This is a genomic window from Amycolatopsis coloradensis (genome assembly GCF_001953865.1).
GTDB lineage: Bacteria > Actinomycetota > Actinomycetes > Mycobacteriales > Pseudonocardiaceae > Amycolatopsis > Amycolatopsis coloradensis.
Window position 1 is genome coordinate 71139 of record NZ_MQUQ01000009.1, and the last position, 16506, is coordinate 87644.

A 16506-nucleotide genomic window follows, 5' to 3' on the forward strand; every position below is an offset into this window, starting at 1 on the left:
TCAGCCCACCTCGCCCGGTCGCGTGTCGCGGGCACAGCGGAACCCGGAGAAGATCTGCCGCCGGATCGGGTGGTCCCAGTTGCGGAACGTGCCGCGGATGGCCGCCGCGTCCGTACCGAACGAACCACCGCGCAGGATCCGGTAGTCCCCGCCGAAGAACACCTCCGAGTACTCCTTGTACGGGAACGCGGCGAATCCCGGATACGGCTCGAATCCGCTGCTGGTCCACTCCCAGACGTCGCCGATCAGCTGATGCACCCCCAGCGGCGAGGCACCCGCCGGATACGCGCCCGCCTCCGCGGGCCGCAGGTGGTGCTGTCCGAGGTTGGCGTGCTCGGGGGTCGGTTCCTCGTCGCCCCAGGGGAACCGGCGCGATCGGCCGGTCACCGGGTCGAACCGGGCGGCCTTCTCCCACTCCGGTTCCGTCGGCAGGCGCCTGCCTGCCCAGGCGGCGTACGCCTCGGCCTCGTAGAAGGAAACGTGGACCACGGGCTCCGAGGCCGTCACCTTCTCGTAGACGCCGAACCGCGTCCGCCACCAGCCGTCCTGTTCACGCTTCCAGAAGCGTGGCGCGTCGATGCCGTGCTCACTGCGGTACGCCCAGCCGCGCTCGCTCCACCACCTCGGGTTTTCGTAACCCCCGGAGTCGAGGAACTCGGCGTAGGCCCCGCAGGTGACCGGGGCGGTGTCGATGAAGAACGCCTCCACCGCGACCTCGTGCGCCGGGCGCTCGTTGTCCAGCGCCCACGGCTCGGCCGAGGTGCCCATGGTGAAGGCACCGCCGGGCACGAAGACCTCCGCGGGCAGCCGCCCGGATCGTGACGGCGGCGGGGCGGGCGCCTGCAGCACCGGATCGCCCTCGCGGAGCTGGTGGGTGGCCAGCATCGTCTCGTCGTGCTGCTGCTCGTGCTGGGTGATCATGCCGAAGGCGAAGGCGTCCTCGGTGAGCCGCCTGCCTCGCAGCGGAACGTTTTCCAGGATGTCGAAGGACTTCTCGCGCACCTCCCGGACGTACTTGCGGGTCTCCTCAGGCCCCAGCAGCGGCAGCTCCGGGCGATCCGCCCTGGCGTGCTGGAACGCGTCGTAGATGTCGTCGATGTCCGGCCGGAGCGCCTCGCGGCCGCCGACGTCGCGGACCAGCCAGAGTTCCTCCTGGCTGCCGATGTGCGCCAGGTCCCAGACCAGCGGCGACATCAGTTTCGAATGCTGACGGACCAGGTCTTCGTCGTCGACGGCGTCCGTCAGCACGACGCTGCGCTCGCGGGCCCTGGTGAGCGCCTCGGCCGCGTGGGCCCGCAGGTCTTGCGGGCTCAGCGCGCGAAGCGGGTTGGTCTCGGTGCTTTCCACGCTCATGACTGGTGGCTCCTCGAACCGTGCACGAGGGACTGCACACCCTCGCTGATCTCCGTGATGGTCTCCGGCGGCAGACCGGTCATGCCGAGTTCGGCGCAGCCGAGGTCCACCACCTCGCTCGCGACGGCGGCGATCGCCCGGTCGGACAGGCCGAACCTGGCCGCGCACTCCCACCTGCCCACGACCGGTTCGCACAGTTCGAGCACCTTGTCCACCGTGGACGGGCGCGCGAGCAACGCGGCCAGCAGGGCCACCGGGTGCAGCCACCTGGCCACGGGCTGGGCGTCCAGGTAGCGGATCTCCAGATACCCCTGTGGCCGGACCGGCGTGAAAAAGGTCGTCAGGTGATAGGCCAGGTCGTCCTCGGTCGGCCTGCCGAGTCCGGCGCCCTCGCCCCGCCCGTCGATCCAGTCGGCGAAGGTCAGGGAATCCGGCGCGTCCCAGCCGTGGCCGGGCAGCACCATGAGCGGGGTGTCGAGGACCCGGCGGGCCCAGTCCCCCGCCGGATCCCGGCTGGGTTCCGCCGACCGGGTGCGGGCCCTTTCCGTGTCCATGACGCCCAGCCAGCGCGCGGACGCGTGACCGGTGTCGCGTCCGGCGTGGACCCGGGAGTTGGCGAAGGTGGCCAGCAGCGGCGGGCCGAGCGCGTGGACGGCGGCCCAGCGGGTGGCCAGCTCCCCCGCCTCACCGGTGTCCACGCAGACTTGCAGGCCCGCCGTGCTGCACATCATCGTCGCGCCGCCGTCACCCATCGGGGCGAAGCGGCGTTCCATCGCGGCGTAGCGGGGTGTGCCCAGTTTGCGGGCAGGAGCGCGATGCCCGTCTATCCCGGTGTCACCCAGGTACAGGCCTCGGGCGGTGAGAAGGGTTTCGAGGTGGGCCAGATCGGCCGAGACGACGGCGTCCAGGTGGCGCAGCGTGGTCTGTGGTTGAGCGGAGATCTCCACCTGACATCCGGGCTCGAGGCTCAGCGGTGAACCTGCCGGAAGCGGAAGGGCGGGGCTGTCGGGGCGCAGTGTCCGCGGGGTGTGCGGGCCGAGCGCGGTGGCGAGATCGTCGGGATCGAGAGGCCGGGCGGGCTCGTCGGCGTAGTGCACGGTGAATTCCAGCTCCACACCGAGAAGTCTCGGTGGCCCGTGCTTGAAGCACACGGAAGCCACATACGCCTCACCCTCGGCCCGGTCCGACAGGACCTTCGCCGTGGCGTTCGACGCGCTCCCGGACTTCTCGGGGAAATCATGAACAGTAGTCATTTTTCCGCCGTCCAGTCGGTTGTCCGATAACTGAGAAACCTTGACTTCGGACGCTACACGCGGGGTCCGACAAATTCAGGTGTGTTCTTGCCCGGCAGGATCGGCGGACCACCTCTTAGGACAGGACGAATCAGGGCAAAGCGGGCTCGGTGCCCAGGCCGAGCGCGGCGGCCGCACCGCGGACGGCCTGGATCACGAGCTGGAGCGCGGGTCGCCGGGACGACGTCGTCCGGTAGGCGATCGAAACCGTTCGGAGCAACGGTGTGGTCAACGCGACGACGTCGATACCCGGCGGGCGGAGGCCAAGCCCGAGGTCCGAAACGAGGGTCACCCCGAGCCCCGCCCGGACCATCGCCATCGCCGTCGACTGCTCCTCGACCTCATGGTTGATCTTGGGGTCGAACCCGTGCCGGTGGCAGGCGGTGCGCATCGCGCGTCCGAAGTGACTCTTCGGGCTGGCGAGGATCCACGGATGCTCGGCCAGTTCGAGCAGGGACGCGCTCTCGGCGGGGACTGCGCCGGCGGGCACCGCGGCGTGCAGCCGTTCGACCGCGATCACCGCGCGCTCCAGACCGGCGTCCCACGGCATCGGCGCGTCGGAATAGTCGATCACGAACGACAGGTCCAGTTCACCGTCGCGGACGGCGTCGGCGGTGTCTTCTGGCGCCAGCTCGCGGGTCCTGACCTGGATACCCGGATGCTCGCCCGCGAGCGCGGCCAGCGCGTGCGGCAGCAACCCCGAAGCGACCGAGGCCCACACGCCGGCCATGAGCCGGACCGAAACGGTCTCCTGCGCCTCCTCCAACGCCAGCGTCGCCCGCTCGACCGATCCCAGGATCTCCTCGGCGTGCTCGGTCAGCAGCAGCCCCAGTTCGGTCAGTTGCACCCGTCTGCCGAACCGTTCGAACAACTTCGCGCCCACGTCCCGCTCCAGCTGAGCCAACTGCTGCGACACCGCCGAAGCGGTGTAGTGCAGTGACGCGGCGGCGGCCGTGACCGTGCCACGCCTGCTCAGCTCGCGGAGCATCCGCAGGCGGTGCAACGAAAGCTCCATGTCACCAACGTAATCGGGCGCGGTCGCGGACGCCGGGTGGCGCGTTACAGCAGTTTCTCTGCACATCATCGTTCAGATTCGGTAAATAGACGCCCTCGTCCGGTGGGGCGCACCCTCGGAAGCGGCGCAGGACGAACCCCGAATCCCGAAGGAGGTGGCCGCATGGCCGCGAGGAACGCCGAACCGCTGATGAGGCTGATCTGGACCGACCCCGTCACCGGTGCCAACGGCTACCTCGTTGTGCACAGCCTGGTCTCCGGCATCGCGACCGGCGGGACCCGGATGCGCGCGGGCTGCACGATGTCCGAGGTCGAAGATCTCGCGAGGGGGATGGCGAACAAGACCGCGACCTTCGGCCTGCCTGTCGGCGGGGCGAAGGGCGGCATCGACTTCGATCCCAAGGACGAACGTGCTTTCGGTGTGCTGGAACGGTTCTGCGCGTTCCTGCGGCCGTGGATCGACAACCACTGGGTGACCGCCGAGGACCTCGGCGTGCCGCAGCACTTGATCGACGAAGTGTTCGCGAAGCTGGGACTCGAGCAGTCGTACCACGCCGCGATCCGCCGTTCGGGCGATCCGGCGCACACCCTTCGCCGCGTGCAGGCCGGGTTGAGCACCCCGGTCCCCGGTGGACTCCTGCTCGGCGACGTCATCGGCGGCTACGGCGTCGCTCAGGCCTGCCTCGGTGTCGCCGACGCGTGGGAATGGCCGGTCGAAAAGACCACGGTCGCCGTACAGGGCATCGGCACCATGGGCGGCGGCGCGGCCTGGTACCTGCACGAAGCCGGGATGAAGGTCGTCGCGGTCGCTGACGCCGCGGGCACGCTGTACCGGCCCGAAGGACTCGACATCCCGGCGCTGCTGGACCTGCGTGACTCCTATGGCGAGATCGACCGCGGCCGGCTGCCGTCCGACGTCCGGCTGCTCCCCCGTGACGAGATCGTGGCGGCGGAAGCCGACATCTTCGTCCCGGCGGCGATCTCCTACGCGCTGAAGGCCGGAAACCAGGGCGCGGTCAAGGCGAAGGTCGTCATCGAAGCGGCCAACGCGGCGACCACACCCGACGCCGAAGCGGGCCTCTCGGCCCGGGGCATCCCGGTGATCCCGGACTTCGTCGCCAATGCCGGCGCGGCCGCGTGGGCGTGGTGGCTCCTGCTCGGCGAAGTCGGCGCCGACCCCGCCGACTCTTTCCTGCGACTGCGCACTGAGATGCGGGCGAAAGTGGCACTGCTGCTGAGTTCGTGGAACCTCGACCGGATCGCCCCGCGCACCACCGGCCTGCGGCTCGCCGAAACCACCCGTTCGGACGCCGCCACCACGCCGGAGGCAGTCCCCGTTCTGGTCATCCCGTGACCGTGCGCGTGATGGCCCCCTTCCCTCGAGCGGGGGCCATCACGCGGAACCGGGCTCAGGAAGCGAAACGATCTGTCGCCCCGATGAGGACTTCGCGCATCGGCTCCTGCTGGGTGCTGTGGCCGACCTCGTCGATGATCACCAGTTCACTGCCCGGCCAGGCGTGCGCCAGTTCCCACGGGGTGCCGACGAGGTTGCCCAGGTCGAGACTTCCTTCGGCGAGCACGGCCGGGATGTGCGCGAGCGTCTTGGCCTCCCTCAGCACCACGCCTTCGTCCAAAAAGGACCCTTGACTCCAGTAGTGCGTGACCAGCCTGGCGAAGGCGAGCCGGAACTTCGGCGTCCCGAAACTCTTGTACGGCGGGGAAGTCGGGATGATCGCGTCTTCCCAGGCACACCAGTCGGCGGCCGCCTTCCCGTGCACCGCGGGATCCGGATCCATGAGCAACTCGAGGTACGCGGCCGCCAGGTCACCGTCGCGGTCCGCCTCGGGAACACCGTCACGGAACTTGGCCCATGCCTCGGGAAAGACGGCGCCAAGGCCGCGGGTGAGCAGGTCGGTCTCGCTCCGGCGTCCGGTGGCGATGCCCGTCAAGACCATCTCCGACACGCGGTCCGGGTGCCGCTCGGCATAGACCGTGGCGAGCACCGAGCCCCAGGAACCGCCGAAGAGCAGCCATTTCCCGATGCCCAGATGCTCGCGAAGCTTCTCCATGTCGGCGATCAGGTGATCGGTGGTGTTGGCGGAGAGGTCGGCGTCGGGCTCCCCCGCGTGCGGCGTGCTCCGGCCGCAGCCGCGCTGGTCGAACAGCACGACGCGGTACTTGGCCGGGTCGAAGTAGCGGCGCAGACCGACGCCGCAGCCGGTTCCCGGGCCGCCGTGCAGCGTGACGGCGGGTTTGCCGTCGGGATTCCCGCAGACCTCCCAGTACACGTGGTGCCCGTCGCCGACGTCGAGCATCCCTTGGTCGTACGGTTCGATTTCCGGATACAGCCTTGTCACGTTCCTCGTCCTCCCAGACCCCGCCAGAAATACAACAGCGCTGTCACAATAGCCCCGACCGAAGACTCGATGCGCACGGTTTCATCTGCCCAAGTACGTGAAGGCCCCCTTCATTGCGTCTAGCGCAATGAAGGGGGCCTTCACGTACTTGTCGGTCGCTAGCCGCCCAGAGTGCCGGAAACGTGCCGAAGCGCGTCTGCCAGCTCCGCCGGGCCAGCGGGTCCGATGTGGACCACCGCGTCATGACCCTGGCCGGTCGTGTAGCTGAGGTACCGTCCCCAGTCGGTGTCGGCGAAGTGCAGCGGATCCTCGACCGCCACGTGCCTGCCGACTTCGTCCCGCTTGCCGACGTAGAGCTCTCCGCTCCCTTCGACCGGCCGCTGGACGAGGCTGACGATGTCCGCGATCACCGGCGGCAGCGAATGCGTGTCCGGCCCGCGCCGCGCTGCCTCTTCGAGCTCGTACGCCCGGATGGTGCGAAGCCTGCCACCACCCGCGGGAACGGGGGGCAACTGCTCGATCAACGACTCGGGCAGCCGCCGCCGGTCGATCTCCTGAAGCCCGACCCAGTCACCGGACGACACCGCCAGCACCGCCTGCAAACCCAGCGACGCGGCGAGAAGGCCATAGGTCTGGCCGCCCGCGTTCACCCAGCCGTAGTACTCGATCGACGGTTTCGTGAGCACCGGCAGCCAGTCCAGGAAGTCGACCGACGCGCGGCCGCTCGAATCCAGCAGCCCGGCCTGCGCCAAAGCGGCTTCCACACGCTTGTCCGCCTCCGCGCGGGCGGTCCGGGACAACCAGCGCGGTTCGGGACGCAGCGTGATGTGCAGGTCGCCGACGCGTTCGCGTTCGGCGAGCACCGCCAAGGCTTCGACCGGGACGTCCACCCGGCCTGTTCTCACGGTCATCCGTTACTCGCCGATGACCGGCGGACTGGTCCGCTGGTCGGTGCCGAAGATCGCGTCGGGGTCGGCTTCGATCAGGTAGTCGGGACGCTGGTGCTCGTCGTCCTCGTCACCGTCGGCACGCCTGCCGCCGGCACCCATCGGGCCCAGCTGGCCGCCGCCACCGCGGCCTGCCGCGCCACGGCCACCTGCCACGTCGGCGCCACCCATGCCGCCGCCGAAGCCACCCACACCGGTGCCCCTGCCCGCGCCGAGACCACCGGAACCCGGCCCGCCCGCGCGGCCACTGGTGCCACCCTCACCGCCGAGCAGCCTGCCCGCCGCGCTGTTGGGCCCGGGAACGTTGCGCCCGCTGCCGCTTCCGGGCGGGTTGGATCCGCCACCACCGGGGCCGTTGTTCTGGTTGAGACCGTTGGTGAGGCCGAGCACGTCGTCGGGGTTGCCGCCGTTGCCGCGCCCGACGTCCCGGCCCGGGATCTCCGCGGTCCCACCACCAGGCTTGCCCCGGCCACCACCGGACGGGAGCGTCGTGTCCACCGGGCCCGGTTTCCGGGTCGGCGTCGTGATGTCCGGACCTGGCCGGTCCTTCGAGCCTCCGGGACGGTCTTCACCGGTACCCGGCTTGGTCTGGTTCTGGTTCTGGTTTTGATTCTGGTCGTTGCCGCCGGTGCGGTTCCCGTCGGTGCCGCTGCTGTCCGTGCCGCTGGTGTCAGTGCCGTCGTTCTCGTCGCCACCGCCGCGCTTCGTGGGGCGCTTAGGCGGGATGTAGGGCGGCGGATCGATCGGGCCGGGCCCGTCGCCGACCTTGACGCTGACGTTCGCACCGTCGTTCTTCAGCACGCCGTAGTCGGTCGGCAGGCTCGCGCTCGTGCTGCTGGTGACCGAGTCGTACTGGTCCATCACGCGGACGTTGTTCTGGTTCGCCGCCTCGTGCTTCGCGACGCCCTCTTGGTAGTTCTTGATGTCGTTGTTGACCATGAACGGGCCGGCGATCGGGATCGCGCCTTTGAGGCCCGTGGTCCAGGGGTTGGGCTTGTCCGGTTTCGGCGGAACGGGGACGACCGTCTGCCCGGAGTCGTCGAAGCTGTCGGCCTGCGTCATGACCGAGGCCTTGGTGGTGAACAGCGGGTCCGCTGTCTCCTTGAAGGCCTGCTCGAGAGGGCCGGCACCGGCGTTGGCCGCGTCGGCGGCCGAACCCGTCCAGGACGATGTCATCCGCGACTGCAAGCCCTTGATGGCCATGCCGCGCTCGACGTAGGCGTCCGAGAGTTCCGCGATGCGGTCCGCCGCGCTACGGAGGTTGCGCGTGTCGCCCTGGGTGAAGTTCTCGAAGATCTGTTTGCCGTCCACCCTCATGCCTCCTTGAGTGTCTTGATAACGGCCGACGCGAGTTTCTGCGCGGTCCCGCACGCATCCTGCTCATTGTCGTAACCCTTGGCGAGGGTGCTGATCGCCAGATCGTCGGCGACGCCCACCGCGAGGTCGCAGTTGCCGCCCGCTCGCCGGTCCTGGATTCCGTAATAGACGGTCGGGTAGCCGTCGACCTCGGGGCCGGGCTCCAGGAACCTCAGTTGCCCGGCTTCCTTGGCCTTGTGCAGGCCACCCAAACCGCCCATGCCCTTCTCGCGGTTGCCGCTGCCGAGGATGATCAACAGGCTGTCCGCCTTGCCGCGAATCTGCCAGCTACAACCGGGATTGCTGCCCTCGCCCTTCGATTCACCGGGCGCGGTGAACCCCAGTTCCGAGGCCGTCGCGGGCGGGAGCAGCTTGCACACGTCACCGACGTACGCCGAAGCGTCCAGCGGATCCGCCACCTTCGGGACGTTCGGGTCCTCCGGCGCGGCGGACGAACCCGACGACGGCACCGTTCCCGGGGTCGGCGTCGGCGTCCCCGGGGTCTCCCCCGTGCAACCGGCGACGGCGATGGAAACGAACACGAGCGCCGCCACTGCGGCGCGATTCCTCAACACGTTCGGCATCCTCAGGTCGTGCGCAGGGTGTTGGCCTGGTCGGTGACCATGGTCTTCGAACGAGCGACTTCGAGCTTGGCGATGTAGCCCTCGATGTAGGCCCTCATCGACTCGTTCTGCTTCTGCAGGCCCAGTAAGGATTCGATTCCGGAGTCGACGTAGCTGGAGCTGGCCTCGTCCTGTCCCGGCGGCATCAGGTCACTGACGATGAGGTCGATCTTGTCACCGTCGTCGACGACTTTCTGCAGTTCGTCTTCCCACAGCCCGATGACGGTCTTCAGCTCCTCGGGGCTCATCTCGAACCCGCCGCCACCACCGCCTCCACCGCCGTAAACGGTCGGCTCCGGCGGCGTGAAGATATCCCCCCAGACGGCCTTCACCGCACTAGCGGCATCGCCGATGATGTCCACGCCCCGCACCTTCCCCTCAGCACTCACTCACCGTGATGGACAAAGAGTAGCCAAGCGGCCGACGGCATGTCAGCCGATCCGGCCGAGTGATCGGACGTGTTTCCGAGCCGCAAGGTTCCCGAACGGATCAAACATCCCGCGAACTGGTCACAGTACGTACGTACGGATTGCATTAACCGGGCTCTCGGTGACAGGATTCCAGGATGCCACGGGTCAGTCAGGATCACCTCGACGCACGCCGGCGCCAGATCCTCGACGGCTCCCGTGTGTGCTTCGCACGCTATGGCTACGAGGCTGCCACGGTCCGGCGGCTCGAGGAGGCCACTGGTCTTTCCCGCGGCGCCATCTTCCACCACTTCCGCGACAAAGAGTCCCTCTTCCTGGCCTTGGCCGAGGACGACGCGGTCCGCATGGCCGACGTCGTCGCCGAGCAGGGGCTCGTCCAGGTGATGCGCGACCTGCTGACGAACCGCAGCGAGCACCCCGCCGACTGGCTCGGCACGCGGCTGGAGGTCTCCCGGCGGCTGCGCACCGACCCCGAGTTCCGCGCCCGCTGGGCCGAGCGGTCGCAGCAGCTCACCACCGCGACCCGCCGCCGACTGCTGCGCCAGCGCGACGCCGGGATCCTGCGCGACGACGTCGATGTCGACGTCCTGACCGCGTATCTCGAACTGGTCCTCGAAGGACTCGTCTCCCACCTCGCGATGGGCCAGCCCGGTGACGATCTCGGTCCCGTGCTCGACCTGGTCGAGGAGAGCGTGCGGCGGCACCGCGCCCACGCGGCCGGGGGAACGCGTTAAGATTGTCCTATCGCCGCAGTACAGCGGCGGTCTCTGGTTGATTCATCCGATTGAGGAGTGACTCTTTTCGTGCGCGACGCGCAGTCACCTGGTGACAGTATCGAGCCGGGTGGCACACCCGGCTGTTCCGCGGATCTTCCTGCCGACCCCGTCCCCGCCGGCGGGAAATGATGGAAATCCTGTTCGCCGTTCTCGGCGTTCTCCTGTTCCTTCTGCTGACCATCGGCACCGGCCTCGCCGTCGCCGCTGAGTTCTCCCTCACCGCGCTCGAGCGCAGCACGGTCGACGCGAACGTCCGCCAGGTCGGCGACCGCCGCGCGCACACCGTGCAGAAGGCGCACCGCACCCTCTCGTTCCAGCTCTCCGGCGCGCAGGTGGCGATCACCATCACCACCCTGATCACCGGTTATCTCGCGGAACCGGTGATCGGCGACCTGCTGCACCCGCTGTTCACCGCCGTCGGGTTCTCCGAAAGTGTCGCGAACGGCGTCTCGCTGGCGGTCGCGTTGTTCCTGGCGACGTCGCTGTCGATGATCCTCGGCGAGATGATGCCGAAGAACCTCGCGATCGCCCGGCCGCTGCAGACCGCTCGCGCCGTCGCGGGATACCACTCGCGGTTCTCGTCGATGTTCCGCTGGCTCATCACCCTGATGAACAACAGCGCCAACTTCCTGGTCCGCAAGTTCGGTGTCGAACCGCAGGAGGAACTGCGTTCGGCACGGTCACCCCAGGAGCTCGGTTCGATCGTGCGCTCCAGCGCCGAAAGCGGCACGCTCGACACGTCGACAGCCGAACTGCTGGACAAGTCGCTGCGCTTCGGCGAGCGGACGGCCGACGAGCTGATGACCCCGCGCGTCCAGCTCGAATCGCTGACCGTGGACGACACGATCCACGACCTCATCGAGATCTCCCGCCGCACCGGGTTCTCCCGTTTCCCGGTCTACACCCAGGATCTCGACGACGTACAGGGCGCGGTGCACATCAAACAGGCGTTCGCCGTCCCGGCCGACCGGCGCGCCACGGTGCGGATCGGTTCGGTCATGCGACCGATCCCGACCGTGCCCGAATCGCTGCCGGGCGATTCGCTGCTCAACCGGCTGCGCGATTCCCGGTTCCAGCTGGCGATCGTCGTCGACGAGTACGGCGGCACCGCGGGACTCGTGACGCTGGAAGACGTCGTAGAGGAGATCATCGGCGACGTCCGTGACGAGCACGACGAGCGGGAAGCACCGTCCTCGCAACAGGTCGGCGCCGACAACTGGCTCGTGTCCGGGCAGCTTCGCGCCGACGAAGTCACCGACGAGACCGGGTTCCGGATGCCGGACGGCGACTACGAGACCATCGCCGGACTGATCCTCGAGCAACTCGGCCGGATCCCCTCCCCCGGCGACGCCACCGACCTCGACGCCTGGCGGCTCACGGTGACCAAAATGGACCGTCTCCGCATCGCCGAGGTCGAAGTCCGCCGGGTCAGCGAAACCGCCACCTCCGCCGAGCAGGAGCCCGCCCGATGAGCGACTGGTTCAACATCTTCCTCGTCGTGATCCTGCTGCTGGCCAACGCCTTCTTCGTCGGCGCCGAGTTCACCCTGATCTCGTCGCGGCGCGACAGGCTGGAAGCCTTGCTGGAGCAGGGAAAAACCCGCGCGCAAATCGTCATCAACGCGAGCAAGAACGTCTCGCTCATGCTCGCGGGCGCGCAGCTCGGCATCACGATCTGCTCCTTGCTGCTCGGACGGCTGGGCGAGCCCGCCATCGCGCATCAGCTGGCCGGGTTCTTCGCACTGCTCGGGATCCCGGACGTGCTGCTGCACCCGATCTCGTTCGCGATCGCGCTGGCGTTCATCACCGTCCTGCACGTCCTCATCGGCGAGATGGTGCCGAAGAACCTCGCGATCGCCGAGCCGGAGCGGCTGGCGCTGTGGCTGGTCCCGGTGCACGTGGCCTGGGTGAAGATCGCCAACCCATTCATCTGGCTGCTGAACTTCGTGGCGAACTCGCTGCTGCGGCTGTTCAAGGTCGAGCCGAAGGACGAGCTGGAAACCGCCTACACCTCGGACGAACTCGCCGAACTGCTCAGCGAGTCTCGTCGCGAGGGGCTGCTGGAGCAGTCCGAGCACCAGCGGCTGAGCAAGACGCTGTCGTCGGTGGAGAAGACGGTGGCCGACGTCCTGGTCCCGACGGCGCAGCTGACCACGCTGCCCTGCTCGCCCACGCTGGGCGACGTCGAGCGCGCGGTGTCCTCGACCGGTTTCTCGCGTTTCCCGGTCTGCGCCGACGACGGCTCGCTGACCGGCTACATCCACGTGAAAGACGTCCTCGACCTCGTGGGCGAGCAGCCGTCGACCGTGGTGCCGTCGGGTAAGACACGCACGCTGACCGAACTACGCGTCGACGCCCGGCTGGACGAGGCGCTGTCAGCGATGCGCAAGGAAGGCAGTCACCTGGCACGGGCGCTGAACCCGGCGGGCGAGGCCGTCGGGGTCGTCGCGCTGGAGGACCTCGTCGAGGAATACGTGGGAACTGTGCGCGACGGCACCCACGTCATGTCATGACCGGCGTGATCGTCCTCCCCGAGCCTGCCTGGCGGGCTCGGGAGGACGACCACGTCGCCAGGATGCGGCGCTGGACGACACCGCACCAGCGCCGCCGCTCGCGGGGCGAGAAACATCCGGTCCTCGACTTCCTCTTCACGTACTACTCGCACCGCCCCGGCCACGTCGAACGCTGGCAACCGGGGCCGGGTGTCGCGCTCGAAGGCCGGTCCGCGCAGCGGTTCCTGGAGCGGAAGGGCTACGTCGAGACGCCGGACGGCGTCATGCTGGACCCGGCAGGCTTCACCGATGGCCGGGCCAAGACCGCCGAATTCGTCCTCGGCCTGCTTTCCGCGACCGCTTCCCGCGCGCCGAGGCTCAGTTGTTTCGGGCTTCACGAATGGGCAATGGTTTACCGGGAATCAGCGGATGAGGTTCGTCACTCACAACTTCCGCTCCGGCTCGGCTCGGCCGGAACGGACGGCGTCGTCGAGTCCCTGGAGATCCGATGCGGGCACTTCGACGCTTTTCGGTTCTTCACCGAACCCGCCAAGCCGCGCAACACCCTGCGGCCGGAGCGGGAGAACCAGATCGAGTTCGAGCAGCCGGGCTGCCTGCACGCCAACATGGACCTCTTCAAGTGGGCCTACAAACTCGACCCGTTCGTACCCGCCGAGCTGGTCGGGGACTGCTTCGAACTGGCGGCGGACATCCGTGAGCTGGACATGCGCGCCAGCCCGTACGACCTCGCGGCGTTCGGATACTCGCCGGTGCGGATCGAGAGCCCGGAAGGCCGGGCCGAGTATGCCCGCGCACAGGCCGCTTTCGCCCGCCGGGCCACGCCGCTGCGTGAGCACCTGATAGCGCATTGCCAACAACTCCTGACCGAGTTAAAGAAGGCGCCCGTGACACGCGGAAAACAACTGTGAGTTGTCGCATTCCCCGTAACATCCTCCCCTGTTAGAGTGATAACGGTTTGATTGCATACGCAGCGCGAGCGCGCACGTTTCGAAAGGACAACGATGGGGCGACACAGCGTGGCCGAAGAGCCGGTGCCGCATCCCCTCGACCCGCCGAAGCGGCCTCAGGGTCGCGGTGAGGCGACCGGTTCGCACCGGATCGTCGGGAAGAAGGCCCCGCGGCGCCGCATCGCCAAGTGGCCCATCGCCTGCCTGGTCCTCGTGGTCCTGGTCGCGATCGGCGTGTTCGGCTGGAACTGGGCGGACGGGGAGCTCAACACCCGGGCCGAGGCCCAGGCCAAGGCGTGCAGCGCCGGTGACACTCCGCTGCGGGTCATCGTCACCCCCAGCATCGAGAAACCGCTCCGGGCGGCGGCCGACCGGTGGAACAACGCCGCGACCGTGGTCCGCGACCACTGCGTGATCATCCAGATCGACGCGCTGCCCTCCGCCTCCGTGCTCGACGGTCTCGTCGGGCGGACGAACCTGGATTCCATCGGCGGCCTCCCCGCCGCCTGGATCCCCGAGTCCTCCTACTGGGTGACCGAGCTGAACACCGCGAAACCCGAGCTGGTCGGTTCGCCCGCCCAGTCGGTCGCGACCGCGCGATCGGCCGACTACCCGCTCGTCGGACTCGCCGGCAAGAACATCGACGAGGTCCAGATGCGCGCCTCGCAGACGTTCCGGCAGTTCTTGCAGCAGCCCGCCCAGCAGGCCGACTTCGCCGCCGCGGGTATCAAGGCCACCTGAGTCCCACCCGTTTCTCGCGTGAAGGCCCCCTTCCCTCGGCTGAGCCGAGGGAAGGGGGCCTTCCTGCGATTCCGGCTAGACCAGGTCGAAGGTGTCCGGGTCCGGGCCGGTGCGTGTCCCGTCGTCGAACTCGGCGAGTGCGGCGAGGTCGTCTTTGGCGAGTTCGAACTCGAAGACGTCGAAGTTCTCGCGGATCCGGGACGGGGTCACGGATTTCGGGATGGCCACCGTGCCCAGTCGCAGATGCCAGCGCAGCACCAGCTGCGCCGGGCTCTTTCCGTACTAGCCCGCGAGCGCGGTCAAGGTCGGGTCCGAGAGCAGCGAGCCCTGCGCGAGCGGGCTCCACGCTTCGGTGACGATGCCGTGCTCGGCGTGGAACTCCCGCAGTTCGACACCCCGATGGCCCGCGTCCGGCCATCGGCGTAGAGCTTTTCCAGCGCTCGCCAGGTTTCGACGTACTTGCCGCGGGTCGGCATCGGCCAGTGGATCAGGTACAGGTCGACCCGGTCCAGGCCCAGTTCCGCCAGGCTGGCGTCGAACGCGCGCAGCGCCGCGTCGTAGCCGTGGCCGGGGTTCGGCAGTTTGGTGGTGATGAACAGTTCGTCGCGAGGCACACCCACCGAGCGGATCGCCTCACCGACGCCCGCTTCGTTCCGGTACGACGCGGCGGTGTCGATGCCGCGGTACCCGGCCTCGATCGCGGTCCGGACGACCTTGGCCGTGTCGCCCGCGGGCACCTGCCAGCCGCCGAAACCGAGTTGAGGGATGGCTACCTCGTTGTTCAGGACGACGGAAGACACGGCCATGGAAGAAGAATCCTCACTGGGGTCTGCGGCGGGGTTTCCCGGCCCGCATCATTCCATCCCGTGCCGGGCGTGCGCGCGCAGATACTCCGCCGTGGCCGTGTCGGCGGGGAAGAACGACTCGATCACGAGCTCGGCGACCGTGATGTCCAGTGGCGTCCCGAACGTCGAGACCGTGCTGAAGAAGGTGAGATCCACCCCGTCGTGCCGCAGCCGCAGCGGGACGAAGATGTCACCCGGGCCGGGAAGCTCCACCTCGGGAACGGGATCGTCACACGGATAGGTGAGTAGCTCCTCCAGCAGCTCCGTCAGGACCGGATCGGCCGTCTGGGTCACCTGGCGCCGCAGCCTGCCGAGCAGATGAGCGCGCCACTCCCCCAGATTCAGCACGTACGGCGCCATCCCCTCCGGATGCAGGGTCAGCCGGAGCACGTTGACCGGCGGCGTCATCAAGGTGGGCGAGACCAGGTCGGTCATGATCGACACGCTCGCGTTGGCGTCGACCAGGTTCCACCCCCGGTCGACGACGGCGGCCGGATAGGGCTCGTGACTGGTCATCAACTGCCGCACCGCCTGGCGGACCGCCGCCAGTTCCGGGTCACCCAGGCCGCTCTCCGGGTACGCGGGCGCGTAGCCCGCCGCGAGAAGCAGCCGGTTGCGTTCCCGCAAGGGCACCTCCAGATGTTCGCCCAGCCGCAGCACCATGTCGCGGCTGGGCTTGGACCGGCCGGTCTCCACGAAGCTCAGGTGCCTGGTCGAGATCTCCGCGGAGATCGCGAGGTCGAGCTGGCTGATCCGGCGGCGGTCACGCCATTCCCGCAGGAGTTCGCCGACAGGGCGGCCGGCGCGGCCCGCCGTCAAAGTGGTCGTCACGATCACGAACCTACGGCCAAGGGTGCCGGGCCGCCATTACCTCACGCGTAATCGACGGGACCCGCCTCCACCGGCCAGAGTTGCGACATCGGTTACCCCCAAAGAAAAAGGAGCCACCATGTCGGACATCCAGCGCGTCGTCGAGCAGTACATCGCCGTGTGGAACGAGACGGACGCTGACCAGCGCCGCGCGCTCATCGCCGAAGTGTTCACCGAGGACGCCACCTACACCGACCCGCTGGGCGCGGTCACCGGTCACGACGGTGTCGACGGCTTCATCGCCGGTGCGCAGACCCAGTTCGCGGGTTTGCGGTTCAGCCTGCCGTCTGCCCCCGACGCGCATCACGACATCGCGCGGTTCCAGTGGTACCTCGGCCCGGAGGGCGCGGCGGAGCCACTGGCGATCGGCTTCGACGTCATCACCGTCGAGAACGGCAGGATCAAGCAGGTCCTGGGCTTTCTGGACAAGATGCCCGGCTGACGC

Annotated in this window: 16 protein-coding genes and 1 pseudogene; 7 read left to right on the plus strand and 10 right to left on the minus strand. The window is 68.5% G+C overall.

The genetic code is table 11. The annotated features are described in order from the left end of the window. The 3 genes from egtB to BS329_RS17425 form a co-directional block, all read right to left on the minus strand. Entirely contained in the window at positions 1 to 1353 is a 1353-nt protein-coding gene (gene egtB, locus BS329_RS17415) for an ergothioneine biosynthesis protein EgtB (protein ID WP_076162035.1), read from the minus strand. Continuing rightward, positions 1350 to 2606, minus strand: coding sequence for a glutamate-cysteine ligase family protein (locus BS329_RS17420; protein WP_076162037.1), 1257 nt, complete (start codon positions 2604 to 2606; stop codon positions 1350 to 1352). Before BS329_RS17420 ends, egtB begins: the two co-directional genes overlap by 4 nt. A 130-nt stretch (positions 2607 to 2736) precedes the next feature. Beyond that, positions 2737 to 3660, minus strand: a complete 924-nt coding sequence (locus tag BS329_RS17425) for a LysR family transcriptional regulator (protein ID WP_076162039.1) — start codon at positions 3658 to 3660, stop codon at positions 2737 to 2739. A gap of 162 nt (positions 3661 to 3822) precedes the next feature. Here BS329_RS17425 and BS329_RS17430 point away from each other — a divergent pair, with 162 nt between their 5' ends. Beyond that, positions 3823 to 5013 (plus strand): Glu/Leu/Phe/Val dehydrogenase dimerization domain-containing protein, encoded by a 1191-nt coding sequence (locus BS329_RS17430; RefSeq protein ID WP_076162041.1) that lies wholly within the window; start codon positions 3823 to 3825, stop codon positions 5011 to 5013. A gap of 55 nt (positions 5014 to 5068) precedes the next feature. Here BS329_RS17430 and pip read toward each other — a convergent pair whose 3' ends face one another. The 5 genes from pip to BS329_RS17455 form a co-directional block, all read right to left on the minus strand. After that, complete coding sequence (gene pip / locus BS329_RS17435; protein ID WP_143253084.1) at positions 5069 to 6016, minus strand: prolyl aminopeptidase; 948 nt, start codon at positions 6014 to 6016, stop codon at positions 5069 to 5071. Positions 6017 to 6174: 158 nt separating this feature from the next. Next, positions 6175 to 6906: an ESX secretion-associated protein EspG gene (locus BS329_RS17440; protein WP_084749885.1), complete on the minus strand. Its 732-nt coding sequence runs from the start codon at positions 6904 to 6906 to the stop codon at positions 6175 to 6177. 24 nt (positions 6907 to 6930) lie between these two features. Beyond that, positions 6931 to 8280 carry a hypothetical protein gene (locus tag BS329_RS17445; RefSeq protein ID WP_143253085.1) on the minus strand — a complete coding sequence of 450 codons (1350 nt, stop codon included), beginning with the start codon at positions 8278 to 8280 and terminating at the stop codon, positions 6931 to 6933. Continuing rightward, a complete protein-coding gene (locus BS329_RS17450; RefSeq protein WP_076162047.1) occupies positions 8277 to 8903 on the minus strand; it encodes a DUF3558 domain-containing protein in 627 nt (208 codons plus the stop codon). The genes BS329_RS17445 and BS329_RS17450 overlap by 4 nt, the downstream gene beginning before the upstream one ends. A gap of 2 nt (positions 8904 to 8905) precedes the next feature. Further along, entirely contained in the window at positions 8906 to 9304 is a 399-nt protein-coding gene (locus BS329_RS17455) for a hypothetical protein (protein WP_076162049.1), read from the minus strand. A gap of 203 nt (positions 9305 to 9507) precedes the next feature. Between BS329_RS17455 and BS329_RS17460 the strand changes: the two genes are divergently transcribed. The 5 genes from BS329_RS17460 (at position 9508) to BS329_RS17480 (ending at position 14346) form a co-directional block, all read left to right on the plus strand. Next, a complete protein-coding gene (locus tag BS329_RS17460) occupies positions 9508 to 10104 on the plus strand; it encodes a TetR/AcrR family transcriptional regulator (protein ID WP_076162051.1) in 597 nt (198 codons plus the stop codon). Positions 10105 to 10271: 167 nt separating this feature from the next. Further along, complete coding sequence (locus tag BS329_RS17465) at positions 10272 to 11618, plus strand: hemolysin family protein (RefSeq protein WP_076162053.1); 1347 nt, start codon at positions 10272 to 10274, stop codon at positions 11616 to 11618. Beyond that, a complete protein-coding gene (locus BS329_RS17470) occupies positions 11615 to 12658 on the plus strand; it encodes a hemolysin family protein (RefSeq protein WP_076162055.1) in 1044 nt (347 codons plus the stop codon). Before BS329_RS17465 ends, BS329_RS17470 begins: the two co-directional genes overlap by 4 nt. Beyond that, positions 12655 to 13566 (plus strand): 3-methyladenine DNA glycosylase, encoded by a 912-nt coding sequence (locus BS329_RS17475; protein WP_076162057.1) that lies wholly within the window; start codon positions 12655 to 12657, stop codon positions 13564 to 13566. The genes BS329_RS17470 and BS329_RS17475 overlap by 4 nt, the downstream gene beginning before the upstream one ends. Positions 13567 to 13659: 93 nt before the next feature. Then, positions 13660 to 14346: a hypothetical protein gene (locus tag BS329_RS17480; RefSeq protein ID WP_244197201.1), complete on the plus strand. Its 687-nt coding sequence runs from the start codon at positions 13660 to 13662 to the stop codon at positions 14344 to 14346. Positions 14347 to 14421: 75 nt separating this feature from the next. Here BS329_RS17480 and BS329_RS17485 read toward each other — a convergent pair. Together BS329_RS17485 and BS329_RS17490 are read right to left on the minus strand one after the other, a co-directional pair. Continuing rightward, a pseudogene (locus tag BS329_RS17485) lies at positions 14422 to 15152 on the minus strand (aldo/keto reductase). A gap of 48 nt (positions 15153 to 15200) precedes the next feature. Beyond that, positions 15201 to 16028 carry a helix-turn-helix domain-containing protein gene (locus BS329_RS17490; protein ID WP_076162059.1) on the minus strand — a complete coding sequence of 276 codons (828 nt, stop codon included), beginning with the start codon at positions 16026 to 16028 and terminating at the stop codon, positions 15201 to 15203. Positions 16029 to 16140: 112 nt separating this feature from the next. On the opposite strand from BS329_RS17490, the gene BS329_RS17495 reads away from it, so the two are divergent. Further along, entirely contained in the window at positions 16141 to 16503 is a 363-nt protein-coding gene (locus BS329_RS17495; RefSeq protein WP_076162061.1) for a nuclear transport factor 2 family protein, read from the plus strand. The last annotated feature ends 3 nt before the right edge of the window (positions 16504 to 16506 follow it).